The organism is Barnesiella sp. ET7 (genome assembly GCF_024733785.1).
Taxonomy (GTDB): domain Bacteria; phylum Bacteroidota; class Bacteroidia; order Bacteroidales; family Barnesiellaceae; genus Barnesiella; species Barnesiella merdigallinarum.
Map to the genome: position 1 here is coordinate 174,945 of NZ_JANRHM010000001.1, position 15,434 is coordinate 190,378.

A 15,434-nucleotide genomic window follows, 5' to 3' on the forward strand; every position below is an offset into this window, starting at 1 on the left:
TTTTTTTAAGGGTTAGAAAGTAATGTCCACACCTACGATCATCGAGCGGGTCATCGGGTAGCTGATGACGGTAGCACCGGTGGTACCGTGCTCGGGATCCCAGTAGTTCATGTTGTGGAACGTATAGAGGTTAAGGGCGCTGGCATAGATGCGCACTCCGCTCATGAGGGCCTTTTTGGTCCACTTCGAAGGCAAGTTGTATGCCAGGGTAATGTCTTTGATACGCAGGTAGCTACCATCCTCGAGATAACGGGTCGAGAGAGCCATACTGTTGCTCGAGTTGTTGTATACCGGTTTCGGCAATACGTTCATGTCGCCCGGTTGTTTCCAGTAGTTCAAGGCACCTTTCCAGATGTTCTGGTCGCCATAGTAACCGTCTGATTCGAACAAAGAACGGTCTTGGTTCAACACCTTGTTGCCGTAGCGGGCTTCGAGCTGGATACCCAGCGAGAGGCCTTTCCAAGAGAGCTCGGTGTTGAAACCACCGGTCCACAGAGGTTCGGGCGAGCCGGCATTGATACGACGAGCATCGTTATAATTTTCGGTCAACAGACCCTCTTCGTTGCGCCACAAGGCGTTACCGTTCTGGGGGTTCACACCGGCGTAGTCGTACAACCAGTAGGTGTAGAGTTGCTCACCTACTACATAGCGCAGCGAGGTTCCGATGAAGTCCTGACCCGGAGCCAGTTCGAGCACTTTCGAACGGTTGGCCGAGAAGTTCACACCGGCCGTCCACTTGAAATCGTTGGTATTGAAGATGTCGGCATCCAACTGAACCTCGATACCGCTGTTGCGGATTTGACCTACGTTTTGAGCTTGCGAAGAGAAACCGGTGGTATAGGGCAGCGGCGAGGCAATCAACATGTCCTCGGTACGACGGGTATACCAGTCGATCGATCCGCTCAAGCGGTCGAACAAGCGGAAGTCAACACCGATGTTGTGGGTCTTGTTGGTTTCCCAAGTCAGTTTGCGGTTCTGCAGCTGCGAGGGGAGCTGACCGGTGATACCGTTGTAAACGATGTCGGAGTAGAGACCGTAGTGAGCATAAGCGGCGATGTTGTCGTTACCGTTCACACCGTAGCTGTAACGCAGTTTCAATACATTCAGTACATTCTTGATGTCTTGCATGAAAGCCTCGTTGTGGATGTTCCACGATGCACTGGCTGCCCAGAAGGTACCCCAGCGGCGATCGGGACCGAACTTGGAGCTACCATCGGTACGGAGCGAACCTTTGATGTAGTAGCGACCGTCGTAGCTATACTCGGCTACACCGAAGAACGAAACCATGGCCGTTTGAGTAAGACCGTCGTGGGCCGTTTGGTCTTCGACCGAAACACCTACCGAGTGATAGGGACGTTGCTCGTTTACGTGATACGATATAGCTTGGTTGAACGAAGACTCATAGGTATTGGCCTCTTGACCCAACATGATGTTCAGCGAGTGAACGTCGTTGAAGAGGTCGTCGTAAGTAACCGTGTTAGAGGTAGTCAACAGACGATATTGCACATCGGCCGTATTCAGAGCTGCACCATAAGAAGCGGTGTTGATGAATGCCGGCGAGAACTGGCGGCTGTTGGTATAGGCATACTCAACCGAGTTGTTGGTGCGGAAGGTCAATTGCTTGATGGGTTTCCACTCCAAATAAGCCGTACCGTTGAACTTGTACTGCTTGTCATATTTGTCCGAGCCTTTGATAGCGGCAATCGGGTTCACGTTGAACACGAAGGGGAGGTCGAAGTTGTAGCTGCCGTCCTCGTTGTAAGCCGGCATCGTCGGGGCCAGAGCCATACCCGAATAGAAGGGGTTCGAGGGAGCCAGACCGCTATCGCCGATCAAGCTGTTCGTTACGTCCGAAACTTTCATGTAACCGGCGTTGATACGGGTACCCACTTTCAACCATTTGTTGAGCTCGGTATCGAGGTTGGCACGAACCTGCATCTTCTCGAAACCTACGGTGGGAACGATACCTTCGGTCTTGTTGTACGACAACGAAGTATAATAGGTAGTCTTACCGGTACCACCCGAAGCAATCAACTCATACTCTTGCAAGCTACCGTTGCGGGTCAACTCTTTCATCCAGTTCGTACCGCCTTTGGCAGCCAGCGAGAGGGGGAAGTAGTACTGCGATGCGGGGTTATCTACGTCGTAACCGGCGTTGATACGGGCATCGCGTTGATATTGGATATACTCTTGCAGGTTGGCCATACCGAAGTCGTTGTCGTTGGCCAGCGTAGTAACACCATAACGAGCGCGGGCGGTAACTTTCGACTTACCGGCTTCACCCGATTTGGTGGTAATCAAAATCACACCGTTGGCAGCACGCGAACCGTAGATAGAGGCTGCGGCAGCATCCTTCAACACGGTTACCGAGGCAATATCGCTGGCGTTGATCATGGCGATGGCGTTCATACTGTTGGAGAGAGCACCGGTATTACCGCTCTCTACGGGAATACCGTCGACTACATACAAGGGGTCGCTACCGGCACCGATAGAACTGGTACCACGCACACGAATCGTAGCGGCAGAACCCGGCTGACCGTTGGTCGACGAAACCGACACACCGGCCATCTTACCCGAGAGCATCTTATCGACCGAGGTTTCGGGAATCGAAGCCAGGTCGTCGCCTTTCACCGTGGCGATAGAACCGGTCTTGGCCTCTTTACGGATGGTTTGGTAACCTACCACAACCACATCGTCGAGAGCCTGATCGCTCGAAGTCAATTTTACTACCATGCCGTTACGGGCAAATGCTTCTTGTTTTTCCATACCGATGTAGGAAATCACCAGGGTTCGCCCGGCTCCTTCAGGAATTTTGATTGTAAACTTACCGTCATTATCGGTAATGGTAGATGCATTCGCACCCTTTACCAAGATAGACGCACCGATAATCGGCTCGTCATTCTCTGCCGACAATACCGTACCGGAGATGCTCGTCTGAGCCACCGCTAACGAAATGCCAGCCAACAGAGCGCACAATAACAATGTTAATTTTCTCATACGACTGAAATTAAATTTAAATAAACGATTTATTCCTTCTTCTTTCTTTTACTTTCTTTACACACCCGGCGTGTTACGGCCGGACTTTTACATTACACTCCTTGCAATTAAACTAACTCTTAAAACTCCTCTTCTTTTAAACCTTATTATAATATAAACCTTAAATTGAACCTATGAGAATCACTCTCATTCACACTTCTTATTGAAGTATTCAGCATGCAAAGATAGAAAAAAAACGACAATATGAAATTCAATTTGAAAGAAAATTACCCACATCGCCTTTCTTTTTGACAAAGCCATTGTCCAGCTCTCCCGAAATGGCCCGTATACATTTTTTCACAGCACAACTAACTTGTTAAGATACAACCATATAGAAGAGGCATTTTTTCTGCCACAAATATGCACAAACCGGAGAATAATCCATTTGTTAATAAACATTAAACACACAACCAATACCACCGTATTATCACCAAACTGCGCTAATCTTATCGAAAATTTAACTCAAAAAGTTTATTCTATTAACAGATTAGTATCTACAATTGCCCGCCTGCCCTCCCGACAAATCGAGGAGGAAAAAGCAACAGGCGATAGACAAAATAGCCCCGTTGGTATAATTCTATGAAAAAAATGAGCGGCAAGTGCCTCCATACGCATTCTCTTTTGTATTTTTGTCTAAAATTTTGAGCAGTGAATCTTATTATCGATCAAGGAAATTCGGTAACCAAAATGGCACTTTTTCGGGCCGGCCAATTACAAAATGTCGATTTCTACCCGAAATGGGGCCCCGATGAAGTGACGCGGTTTCTCGATACCCACGCAGTCGATGCGGCTATCTTCTCGACCGTTACCAACCCCGACCCCGAAGCTCTGAAGCTCTTGCAGCAACGGGTGCGCTGCTTCGTACGCTTCGACCACACGTCGCAGATACCGGTGCGCATAGGTTATCACACCCCGCACACCCTGGGCCTCGACCGCATTGCGGCCGTAGTGGGAGCCTCGATGGAGTGTCCCGGCCGGCCGGTGCTCATCGTCGATGCCGGCACTTGTGTCACCTACGATCTGCTCACGGCCGACGGCACCTTTGCAGGCGGCAACATAGCCCCCGGCATCAGGCTGCGACTGCTCGCCATGCACGAGCACACCGGCAAGCTACCCCTGGTAGACGACTCGGGCGAGATTCCCGAGATTGGCTTCAGCACCGAGACGGCCATGCGGGCCGGCGCCACGCTGGGCGTGGCCTATGAAATCGAAGGCTACATGGCCCGTCTCAACGAGATTTACCCCGACCTTTTCGTTTTTTTAACAGGGGGAGATGCCTTAAAATTGGCTGCAAAAATAAAAAGTCGCATCTTTGTGAACGAAAATTTGGTATTAACCGGCTTAAACAGAATATTACAGGAAAATGCTGAAATATAAAATTCTCTTGATAAGTTTGGCGATAGGACTTGTCGCATGGGCCCAGAACGGCACCACCTCGCCCTATTCCCGATTCGGATACGGTATACTCGGCGACAATGCCATAGGAGCCCAACGAGCTATGGGCGGCGTAGGTTATGCCCTGCACAACAACCGGCAGATCAACGTAATGAACCCCGCCTCCTACGTCAGTATGGACTCGCTCACCTTCCTCTTCGACATAGGCCTTACCTACCAGGCCGTCACGACTCACGAAGGGCAGTTGAGCGAAACCTCGCAAAGCGGATCGCTCGACTACATCGTCATGCAATTCCCTCTGGGCCGCCACATGGCCGGTAGCATCGGGTTGCTCCCCTACTCCAACGTGGGCTATTCGTTTGCCAGCTCTATCTCCAACGGTACCGACAGCCGTACAGGCGAAGGCAACATCTCGCAAGCCTATGTGGGCGTGAGCGGAAATCTGTTCAAGGGCTTTTCGATCGGTGCCAACGTGAGCTACCTCTTCGGCAACCTCACCAACGCCAACACCGTAATCCCGGCCAACGGCAGTACCGGTATATTCGAGACCGACCTCAAGGTGCGCGACTACCACCTGCAGTTCGGCGCACAATATGCCATCGAGTGGGACAAGAAGCACACCATCACGCTCGGTGCCGTCTACTCACCGGGCAAAGCGCTGCTGGGTAAAGCCTACACCAGCACCTACGATGTGAGTTCGAGCTCGATTATCGACGCCGACACCCTCAACATGAAGAGCCACTACTCGCTGGCCTCGACCTATGGCGGAGGTATCAGCTACAACTACGACAAACGACTCACCGTAGCGGCCGACGTCACCTACCAGAACTGGGCCGATGCCAAGTTTACCAACCTCAACGCCGGGCAGTTGCAGACCTCGACCGGGCAATTCAACAACCGGCTGAAGGTAGCTCTGGGTGCCGAATTCCGCCCCAAGAGCATGGGCGGCAACTATCTGCAACGCATCAACTACCGGGCCGGTCTGTTCTACAACCGCTCCTACCTGAAGATAAACGGCAACGACCTGAACGAGATAGGTGCCACCTGCGGTTTCGGATTCCCTCTGGCCACCGACAAGTCGGTCGTAAACGTAGCCTTCGAATACATCAACCGCCAGTGCTCGCCGGCCAAGCTCATCAGCGAAGACCACTTCCGTATTTCACTGAGCCTTACCTTCAACGAGATGTGGTTCTGGCAACGCAAGTTTGAATAAAATCTACTATCCATAAAAAACAAGAAGCGGAACGAGGGGCATCCCCTGTTCCGCTTTTTTGTTGTTCCGTTCAGTTTGTATTGGGGAGGAGCCAGGCTCCACCCCGACACAAGGCGCCACCGCTACTTGGCCAGCAACGGCGAGATATACTCGAGCACCTTCTGCAGACCCTCCTCCCGGTTCCACTTCACCTTGTTCTTTTTCAAGAAGGTGTTGAACTCCTTCTGGTCGGCCTCGGGCAACAGTTTGGAGATGGTGCGCTTGTTGGCGTTATAGATCTGACCGTCGATAACAAAACAGAAACGTACCGAAAGCGGCAGCGTCTGGCCATTCTCACGTTCGACCCGGATGAGGTCGTAATTAAGATTGGTGAGACCGCCTATCTGCAGACTCGACAGATTGTCTACGGCCGAAGTCGACGACGACGTACCATAGGCTCCCGTCCCCTGCGTCAAGCGATCGAAGTCGCCGGTCGTACGGCGGCCCAGAATAGCCTGGGGAGTCTCGCCCAGCACCTCGATGTAGAGGTTTTCGCAACGCACGAAGGCCCGGTTGTCGGGCAGCACGATACGGGCCACATCGTTCTGATTGTCGGTAGTAAATATTTTCGAACCGTTCAAATAGTGCAAATCGTTATGCAACAAGTGGATATTGACCTTCGCCTGGCCCGTCTCGCCAGAGCGGAAATGGAGCGTGGCTTCGGTAAAATCGGTAAACAGATAGGGCCACATGGTCGTGGGTTCCTGAGCACTGACACTAAGCCATAATGAGGCGAACAATCCCACCATTCCGGCAAATAAAAACTTTCTCATATGAATAAATTTATAGACATTAAAAAATTAAATTTGTCGAAAAAACGTCCACAAGTTAGTAATTTTATGCTACTTTTGCTCACATGGTTAGGAATATTTTGACATTTTAATCACACAAAAACTTAACAATATGAAAATCAAACATCTATTGTGCCTTATCGCACTATGCCTCTTATGGCTCCCCGGTAAAGCGCAACAATTGAGTGTAATGACCCTGCGGAACGGCGCTACGGTTTACATCTGGGAAGACAAGAGCAAACCCGATGTATTCGGTATGGTTGCCTTCAAAGTGGGCTCGGTCGACGACCCGGTACAATATACCGGTCTGGCCCACTACCTCGAACACGTCATGTTCAAAGGCACCCAGACAATCGACGCCCTCGATTGGGAAAAAGAGAAACCTATCTACGAGAAAATCATCGCCAAGTATGATGAGCGTGCCGCTACGACCGACCAGGCCAAGCGTGACGCCATAGACCTGGAGATCAACGAACTTACTCGCGAAGCTGCCCAGTATGCTGTCGGCAACGAGTTTTCGCAGCTCATCGACCACATGGGCGGCGAAGGGCTGAACGCCAGCACGGGCTTCGACCAGACCGAGTATCACAACTCGTTCCCCCCTTCGCAACTCGAGAAGTGGCTCGAAGTTTACTCCGAGCGCCTCATCGACCCCGTATTCCGTGGATTCCAGACCGAGCTCGAGGCCGTATATGAGGAGTACAACATGTACAACGACAACCGCGGTTCACGTCTGGGCGAGTTCATCAACGAGCAGGCCTTCGGCTCCCACCCCTATGCCCGCCCCATCATCGGTCTGCCCGAGCACTTGAAGAACCCCCAGCTGAGCAAGCTCATCGAGTTCTACAACACCTGGTACGGCCCGCAAAACATGTCGATTATCCTCGTGGGTAACGTCGACACCAAGACGGCTATCCCCTTGATTCGCGAGAAATTCGAGCGTATCCCCCGCCGGGCCGAAATCCACCGCGAGAAACAACCCGTGCCCCAGTTCAAAGGCCGCACCGAGAAGAGCGCCAAGATATACTACTACCCCATGTTGGCCCTCATCTACAACGGTGTACCCTCGAACGACAAGGACGAAATACCTCTGCAAATCTGCTGCGAACTGCTCTCCAACTCGCAAAAGACCGGTATCCTCGACAAGCTGCAACTCGACGGTGACATCATGAGCGTAGGTGCCGGACAGAACGCCATGCGCGATGCCGGTGTCGTCATGATCAACGCCATCCCCTCGTTCGACGCCAACCAGAACCGCTGGGACAGCCACAAGGCTGTCGAGAAGATTCTGCTCTCGTCGCTGCAACAGTTGCAAAACGGCGAGTTCGACGAGACCATCCTCAACTCCATCAAGCAGAACATGATTCGCGAATATGAGCTGAGCCTCGAATCGAACGAGACGAAAGCCTACATTCTGGCCTCACTCTTCAACACGGGCTCCGATCCCTCGGAGATACTCAACTACAAAGAGCGCGTAAATGCCGTTACCCTCGACGAGGTAAAGGCTACGGCCAAGAAATACTTTACCGACAACTACTTGGCCCTCAACATTCAGGAAGCCAAGAACCTCGACAGCAAAGGCAAAAAGCTGAAAAAACCGGCCTACAAACCTATCGAGACGAAGAAGGGCGAAATGTCGGAGTATGCCAAATGGGTAGAAAGTCTGCCCGCCCCGCTGCCCGAGGTGAAATATTGCGACTTCAACTCGATACAGCAGAAGCGCATCAACACGCGCAGCAAACTGTTCTACAACTTCAATCCCGAGAACGAAGTCTTCACCATGACGCTGAAATATGGCGTAGGGACTCACCGCATGCCTAAACTCGAATATGCCGTTGCCCTGATGAACAATGCCGGTATGCTGCCCGACGTCGAGCCGCTGGCTATCAAGCGGGCCATGGGCGAACTCAACGTCAACTGCTCTTACGCCGTCGACGACAACTACATGTATGTGATGATGAACGGCTACGAGAAAGACCTCGTGAAAGCCTGCCAGTTGCTCTCGAAACAGATTCTCTTCCCCAAACTCGACGACAAGCAGCTGCAAAGCCTTATCGGTAGCGCATTCGGTTCGCGTCAGATGGAGAACAGCGACATCAGCACGCTGGAGAGAGCCCTCACTTCGTATGTGCTCTACAAAGACAGCTCCGACTACCTGCAACGCATTCCTACCCGCGACCTGCTGGATCTCTCGATTACCGACCTCACCACCCAGTTCCAGGCCGCTACCAACTACGAGTGCGAAATCTACTACACGGGTACCGCTCCCTTCGACGAGGTGTACGACGTATTGAGCAAGAACCTGCCGTTGAAAGCCGAGGAGATGCCCTCCTCATCGCCCGAACTGCGCACCCGCGAGAAGTATGCCGAGAACACCATCTTCTTCTTGCCCAACAGCAAGGCTACACAAAGCAAGATCTACTTCTTCATCGAGGGTAAACCCTTCGACGTGAAGGACGACATTGCCATCGAAGCCTTCTCCGACTACTTCGGAGGCGGATTCGGTAGCCTCGTCATGGACGAGATTCGTGAAAAACGGGCCATGGCCTACAGCGCCTACGGTGTGATTTCGACCCCCTCGGTTGCCCGTCGCAACTTTCTCTTCCAAGGTTTCGTAGGTACCCAGGGCGACAAGACCCTCGATGCCATCGACATCTACATGAACCTGCTCACCGACATGCCTTCGATGCCCGAGCACTTCGACGTCGTAAAGACCAACATCAAGGAGTCTATCCTCAGTGCCAAACCCGGCTTCCGTTCGGCCAGCGCCGTATATGAGGCCTGGAAACGCATGGGCTATACCCAAGACCCCGCCATCGACAAGATGAAGAAAATCGAAACGCTCAAGTTCGAAGACATCGTCAACTTCTACAACGAGAATATCAAGGGCAAACCCATCGTGATGGCCATCGTGGGCAACCCCAAAGATTTCGATGTGAAAGCGCTCGAGAAATACGGCAAGGTAGTGAAGGTTTCCGAATCGAAACTCTTCTCCGAATCGGGCTTCTAAACAACCGGCCGCAAACCATACGGGCAAAGGCTCCTGCCATCGCAGGGGCCTTTCCTTTTTTCAGGCGATACCAATCTTCCGGCTCTCTGGCCGAGACCGGCTACAGCTTACAAGCCAATCCTCAAGAGACAAAAAATGCCCGCTCCTTCCGTCGGGGCGGGCATGAATTAGGTGTATGCCGGGACAAGGGCTGCAACTGCAACTGCAACTTCAGCCCCACCCGTCGCCATCACAGGGAAGAACCCTTGAACACACGGCTCTTGTCGAGCGGCAGGATAATGCCCTTGAGGGTAATGTTGTTGGAGTGGAAATTGGGCACAATGTTGACAATGGCCTGATTGCTGCCGTTGTAGAGCGTAATATCCACCCGGGCCGAGATACCGGTCCCCATGACATTGAGCGAAAGGAACAGGTTCCCCTTCTTGTCTTTCCGCAGGTCGTAGTTCGAGAAACTGCCCTCTACGGTCACACCGCCCAGGCCGTTAAGGCCGCTGACGGGTATGTTGAATGCCGTCTGTACCACGGCACGGTCCCCGTCAATCGAAACAAAGTTGGTATTCGAAGCCACGAATGCCGTCTCTCCGTGCTTGAAAATCACCTGGTCGGCCTCCATCGTGAAAGCCTTCTCGTAAATGGCCCGCTCGGCATCGGCATGTTGCAGACTGTCGATACGCTCCTGCAGAGCCTTTTTCTCCTCCTTGGTCAATTCCCGCTCTTGAGCTGCGGCGCTTCCTGCCCATACCAGCAGAAACATCGCCAAAACAAATGCAATTCTTTTCATCGTTCTCTCCTTTCAATCCCCGACAAGCGGGGTTTTCGTTTGGTTCATAGATAGCAAATTGTATACCATAATAACGGTTATCAACTGATTAACAAGGCATAAGAGGCCTGTAAATTATACATTTTTAATTTCAAATAAGATATGCTTACTCGAAAACCGAGGTCATGCCTCAGGAGTGGGTCTCGACCCTGCCAAATATTCTTTCTCACAGGAATAGCCCAGCCGATTGGTCGAACCAAAAATTTTTCGTACTTTTACCCGAAAATAGGGTGATACTCATTTCGCTTCGATGAAAATAGATAAAAAGAAAATATTCGAATTCGTACGCAAGCACTTCTCTCTGGGGAAGGCGTTTCTGGTCGTATTTGTCATTTTCATTCTCTTTATCGACGAAAACAGTTGCATCCAGCGGGTACGTTACGACCGGCAAATCAACGACTTGCGGCAACAGATTGCGGCACAGAACGATACGACCGACTACTACAACCGGCAAATCGAACGGTTGAAAACCGATAAAAACGAGGTCGAACAAATTGCCCGCGAACAGTATTATATGAGTAAACCCAGCGAAGATATTTACATCATAGAACCGAAAAAACAAACCCACTAAATACTACCGACATGAAACAGCATACGCGCGACATGCTCTTTATGGTTTCCTCCATCGCTGTCATCATCGGGGCAGCTCTGCCTCTGTTCATGATCAAACTGCCGTGGGTCCCCTACCTCTATGCCTGCGGTGCCGCCGGTATGGCCGTCTGCCGACTCACCTTCCGCTACAAGGGCAAGAACTTTCGGTTGAAACGGCTTTTCCACATCGAGACCTTCTCGTCGCTCTTCCTGGTAGCCTCGTCCTATTTCATGTTTCGCAACGATCCCGACTGGGTAATGCTGCTCACCGTGGGGGCCGCCCTGCAACTCTATACGGCTATTCTCATTCCCCGAGTGGCCAAGAAAGAGGGCAACGACTGATACTCACCGCGCTGTCACAGACGCTCCCCTTTCCGATTCTCGCGACTCGGAACGATGGTTCGTGCCATATTGTCTACCTGACAGCGGTACACCGTCGCAGCCCGAACGCTCTCCAGTTGCCCCCATCTTCTCCATCCTTTCGCCCCAATATATCCGGCATCCCCTTTCCCGGCGGTATTCCCAAGTAGGAATATAATCAAAACGAAATCAACTCATTAAACATACGCACCATAAAAAATTCATTATTTTGTTTGTTATTCTACGAAATTTTCGTAGATTTGCGAAGTAATCGTAGTTAAGATTAAACAGAGCAATGGAGAAACTGACTCATCAAGAAGAAGAGGTGATGCTCGTCATCTGGAAAAAGGGACGGGGTATCATCAAAGACTTTCTGGAAGAACTGCCCGAACCGCGCCCGCCCTACACCACCGTGGCTTCGGTCGTGAAGAACCTGGAGCGCAAAGGCTACCTGGCAAGCGAGAAGATAGGCAACACCTATCTCTATACGCCCCACATCAGTCAGGACGACTATAAAAAGCGGTTCCTCTCGGGAATCGTCAAGAGCTATTTTTCCAACTCCTACAAAGAGATGGTCACCTTCTTTGCCCAAGAGAACAAACTCTCTGAAGAGGACCTGCGCCAGATCATCGCCATGATCGAACACGAAAAAGAGTAAACCCACTAAAAAAACGGCACGATGGATTTCCTGATTTACCTGCTGCAAGTGCACATTGCACTCTCGCTGCTTTTCATAGCCTACAAGGCCCTCTCGGCCCGCAACACCCACCTGGTCACGAGGCGGGCGCTGCTGCTGGGTATCCTGCTGTTTGCCCTCACCTACCCGCTCTATCGCCTCCCCTCCGTGGCCGACGCCATGCCTCATACGCTGCAATTCACACTGCCCGAACTGTCGATAGCGCCGGCCGCTGCGGCCCAAACCCCGGCCAGCTTCAACCTCTATCGACTGGGAGCCTGGCTCTATGGCGGCATAGCCCTGCTGCTGGGGCTGCGTATGGTCATACGGCTGTTCTCCATCGTGGGGCTGCGCCGGCGGGGCCGGTTATACCGCGAGGGAGCCTGGCGCATTGTCGTCTGCCCCGAGCCGATACAACCCTGCTCGTTCTTCCACTGGATATTCCTGCCGGCCTCGATGGCCGATCCCCCCGATGCCCGGGCCACCATTCTCAAACACGAGCAGGCGCACATCCGGCAAATGCACACCCTCGACATTCTGCTGGGCGAAGTGGTAGCCGTGCTCTGCTGGATGAATCCGCTGGCTTGGCTGCTGCTGAAAGAGATACGGCTCAACCTCGAATACCTGGCCGACCGCGCCGTACTGGCCGACGAGCCCGAGAAGCGCGCCTACCAATACCTGCTGCTCGACCTGGCCCTTGACAACCGACCGCATGCCTCGGCCATACCTTTCGGCCATTCGTTTCTGAAAGAGCGTATCGCCATGATCAACCGCCGGGCCTCCTCGACACGGTCGCGGTATCGCTACCTCCTCGTGCTGCCGCTCTGCCTCCTGCTCGTCGTCGGGAGCCAGAGTTGCCGACAATCGGCTGACCACAAGGCTGCCAACTCGCCAGCCACGACCACCGAAACCCTGCCCCAAACGACCACACTCCGCGAGGTACCCGAGCAAGAACCCGTATTCGAGGTAGCCGAGGTGATGCCCGAATTTCCCGGTGGGCCCCAGGCCCTCTTCGAGTTTATCCGGGACAATCTCAAGTATCCCCAGGAGGCTATCGACAACCAGACCGAAGGTCGCGTAATCCTCCAGTTCGTGGTCGACAAAAGGGGGAAAGTGAACAATATTCAAGTCAAACGAAGCATCGACCCGGCACTCGACCGGGCCGCCATCGACGTAGTGCGTGCCCTCCCTGCCTGGAAACCGGGCATGCAGAACGGCAAGCAGGTGAATGTGCGATATACCTTACCGATTGTCTTCAAACTATCCTGACCAATTTGTATACCTTAAATAAAATTTTACTGCAATGAAAAAAGAACTGTTATTCGCTGCCCTGGCTTCCGTAAGCCTCCTGTTGGCCGGCTGTAATGCCAACCCTCAACAAACCGAAACGGCCGCTCCCGACGCATCCGACACCGCCACCGAAACGGCCGCTCCGGCCCCAACGCCCACCGACTCGGTATATGAAGTTGCCGAAGTGATGCCCGAGTTTCCCGGCGGCACACAAGCCCTCTTCAAGTTTATCAGCGAAAATCTCGAGTATCCCCAACACGCCATCGACGGCCAAATCGAGGGGCGTGTGGTTGTGCAATTCGTGGTCGACAAAACGGGGAAAGTGGGTAATATTCAAGTCGTTCGCAGCATCGACAAGCTTCTCGACCAGGCCGCTATCGACGTGGTGCGTGCCCTCCCTGCCTGGAAACCGGGCATGCAGAACGGCCAGCCGGTGAACGTGCGCTACACGTTGCCCGTCAGCTTCAAGCTGTCATAAGCCAACCGCTAAAAACCGATTCATCGCAAAAACCAAGTATGGCTCGGGGGCTGGTCCCAACCAACCGTACCCCGACCATGCCATACCCGATTTCGAACCACACCCCAATTCGTTTCCACTATGAGAAAAACAAGTTGCTTCATCTTCCTTTTGGGGGCTCTGTGTCTCCCCAAAAGTCATGCCGCACGACCCGGCGGAGCCATACCCTTTATCTTCGACAGTCACCTCTATCTGCAGGCCACGCTGAACGATACCGTACCGGTCACGATTATCTACGATACCGGGGCCGACTTCCTCTATCTCGATAAGGATTTTCTGGAGCTGAACCACCTGCAAGAAGCCTTCGGACGCAAAGGTACGGCCCGCATGGGCGGTGCCGGCAACAGCGACCCGCAGCGGGTCGACATCTTCATCGACCCGATTAAAATCAGGTGCGGCAAACTGGACTACCAGAACAAGATAACCCCCATCATCGGGTTACGCGATATTCTGGGGCGATACATCGACGGTCTGCTGGGCAACACCCACCTGTTGCAGGCTCCTTTGATGATAAACTTCAGCGAGAGCTACATCGCGCCTTTGGCCGAGCCCCTCCCGCCCGACTCGCTTGCCGGCTACCACAAGCTCGAAACCCGATTCGAAGAGAACCGCATCGACGTGAAGGCACGCCTGCAAATCGACTCGGCAAACGTGGTAGAAGGCTGGTTCCGTATGGATTTGGGCAGTGGTTCCACCGTCTCGCTCACCAACGAGAGCTCCTCGGCACTTCACCTCGACCAGGTACCCAAAGCCTATTTCCGCACACAAGCCGGCGGCGTGGGTGGCGGTTCCGAAGACATCACGCTAAGAGCCTCCCGCTTCTGCTTGGCCGATACGCTCGACAATCTGGTCATCGACTGCTCACTCAACCAGAAAGGGGCCTTATCGTCCAACCGCCCCTATGTGGGTATCATCGGCAACGAAATCTGGTCGCTCTACGATATAGTGATAGACCCGCTCCACGCCTCGGTTTGGGTAAAACGCAACCAAAACGAAGGCACCTACTCCCGGTCGTCGCTCTCGCACATGGCTACCGTCGACCGCACCGACATCGGTGACGGCTGGATTGTCAACGGCCTCTATCAAGGCGGCATCGCCGAGCGGGCCGGCATCGAAATAGGCGACACCATCATAGCCATAAACGGTCGGCCGGTGAAAGAGATAACCTGGGAGGAGCAACGAAACGGTTTGGGTCTCAAAGGCGAAACCCGGTATACGGTACGAAAGGCCGACGGAAAAACCGTCACCTACCGACTCTTCATTCACGACCAGATTATCTGACCCCGCAAAGAGCCCCCAATCAAAGACAATACAAAAAGCTACTCAACAGCAACACAAAACGACTGAAAACAAAAACCGGCAAGCAATCCTGCCTGCCGGTTTTTATCGTTTACACTGCTCGAGGCGAGCCGATCGGTTTCCCTCTATTCGATGGCATAAAACGGGGAACTCCTCTATACTCCCGAACTGCATCTGTGCAACCAAAACTCTCGAGAAGCTGCAAACGCCATCATCCTATCTTCGTAGGATTTTTTGTCCCCTTTCCCAATTACCTAAACTATTTTATCAGCTCTATAATGCAAACTTCACCTTACAAATATAAAACTAATTTCTAAAAAGTGCATAAGAGGGGTTAAAAATTAACATTCTCAATCTCCTATTTTTGAAGCTCAAAAATACGGTACAACTCCGATAG

12 protein-coding genes are annotated in these 15,434 nt (G+C 52.6%); 9 read left to right on the forward strand and 3 right to left on the reverse strand.

Annotated elements, in window-relative coordinates:
* Positions 1–12: 12 nt before the first annotated feature.
* Positions 13–2,997 carry a TonB-dependent receptor gene (locus NW211_RS00640; RefSeq protein ID WP_258326543.1) on the reverse strand — a complete coding sequence of 995 codons (2,985 nt, stop codon included), beginning with the start codon at positions 2,995–2,997 and terminating at the stop codon, positions 13–15.
* Between the two features lie 687 nt (positions 2,998–3,684).
* Here NW211_RS00640 and NW211_RS00645 point away from each other — a divergent pair.
* Positions 3,685–4,413, forward strand: coding sequence for a type III pantothenate kinase (locus NW211_RS00645; protein ID WP_258326548.1), 729 nt, complete (start codon positions 3,685–3,687; stop codon positions 4,411–4,413).
* Positions 4,400–5,644, forward strand: a complete 1,245-nt coding sequence (locus NW211_RS00650) for a hypothetical protein (protein WP_258326553.1) — start codon at positions 4,400–4,402, stop codon at positions 5,642–5,644. The genes NW211_RS00645 and NW211_RS00650 overlap by 14 nt, the downstream gene beginning before the upstream one ends.
* A 122-nt stretch (positions 5,645–5,766) precedes the next feature.
* Here NW211_RS00650 and NW211_RS00655 read toward each other — a convergent pair whose 3' ends face one another.
* On the reverse strand, positions 5,767–6,456 hold the full coding sequence (locus NW211_RS00655) for a hypothetical protein (RefSeq protein ID WP_258326554.1): 690 nt from the start codon (positions 6,454–6,456) through the stop codon (positions 5,767–5,769).
* Between the two features lie 130 nt (positions 6,457–6,586).
* On the opposite strand from NW211_RS00655, the gene NW211_RS00660 reads away from it, so the two are divergent.
* The gene (locus tag NW211_RS00660; protein WP_087408179.1) at positions 6,587–9,484 is read left to right on the forward strand and encodes a pitrilysin family protein; all 2,898 of its coding nucleotides are present in this window, start codon (positions 6,587–6,589) and stop codon (positions 9,482–9,484) included.
* A 229-nt stretch (positions 9,485–9,713) separates the two neighbouring features.
* Here NW211_RS00660 and NW211_RS00665 read toward each other — a convergent pair whose 3' ends face one another.
* Positions 9,714–10,265: a DUF4251 domain-containing protein gene (locus tag NW211_RS00665; protein ID WP_087408180.1), complete on the reverse strand. Its 552-nt coding sequence runs from the start codon at positions 10,263–10,265 to the stop codon at positions 9,714–9,716.
* A gap of 289 nt (positions 10,266–10,554) precedes the next feature.
* Here NW211_RS00665 and NW211_RS00670 point away from each other — a divergent pair, with 289 nt between their 5' ends.
* The 6 genes from NW211_RS00670 to NW211_RS00695 all read left to right on the forward strand — a co-directional run bounded on the left by NW211_RS00670 (position 10,555) and on the right by NW211_RS00695 (position 15,019).
* A complete protein-coding gene (locus tag NW211_RS00670) occupies positions 10,555–10,875 on the forward strand; it encodes a septum formation initiator family protein (protein WP_258326558.1) in 321 nt (106 codons plus the stop codon).
* An 11-nt stretch (positions 10,876–10,886) separates the two neighbouring features.
* Complete coding sequence (locus NW211_RS00675) at positions 10,887–11,237, forward strand: hypothetical protein (protein ID WP_087408182.1); 351 nt, start codon at positions 10,887–10,889, stop codon at positions 11,235–11,237.
* A 313-nt stretch (positions 11,238–11,550) separates the two neighbouring features.
* Complete coding sequence (locus NW211_RS00680; protein ID WP_087408183.1) at positions 11,551–11,913, forward strand: BlaI/MecI/CopY family transcriptional regulator; 363 nt, start codon at positions 11,551–11,553, stop codon at positions 11,911–11,913.
* Positions 11,914–11,934: 21 nt separating this feature from the next.
* Positions 11,935–13,200 carry a M56 family metallopeptidase gene (locus NW211_RS00685; protein WP_258326560.1) on the forward strand — a complete coding sequence of 422 codons (1,266 nt, stop codon included), beginning with the start codon at positions 11,935–11,937 and terminating at the stop codon, positions 13,198–13,200.
* 34 nt (positions 13,201–13,234) lie between these two features.
* Positions 13,235–13,699: an energy transducer TonB gene (locus NW211_RS00690; protein WP_087408185.1), complete on the forward strand. Its 465-nt coding sequence runs from the start codon at positions 13,235–13,237 to the stop codon at positions 13,697–13,699.
* A 120-nt stretch (positions 13,700–13,819) separates the two neighbouring features.
* On the forward strand, positions 13,820–15,019 hold the full coding sequence (locus NW211_RS00695) for a PDZ domain-containing protein (RefSeq protein ID WP_258326563.1): 1,200 nt from the start codon (positions 13,820–13,822) through the stop codon (positions 15,017–15,019).
* Positions 15,020–15,434 lie beyond the last annotated feature (415 nt).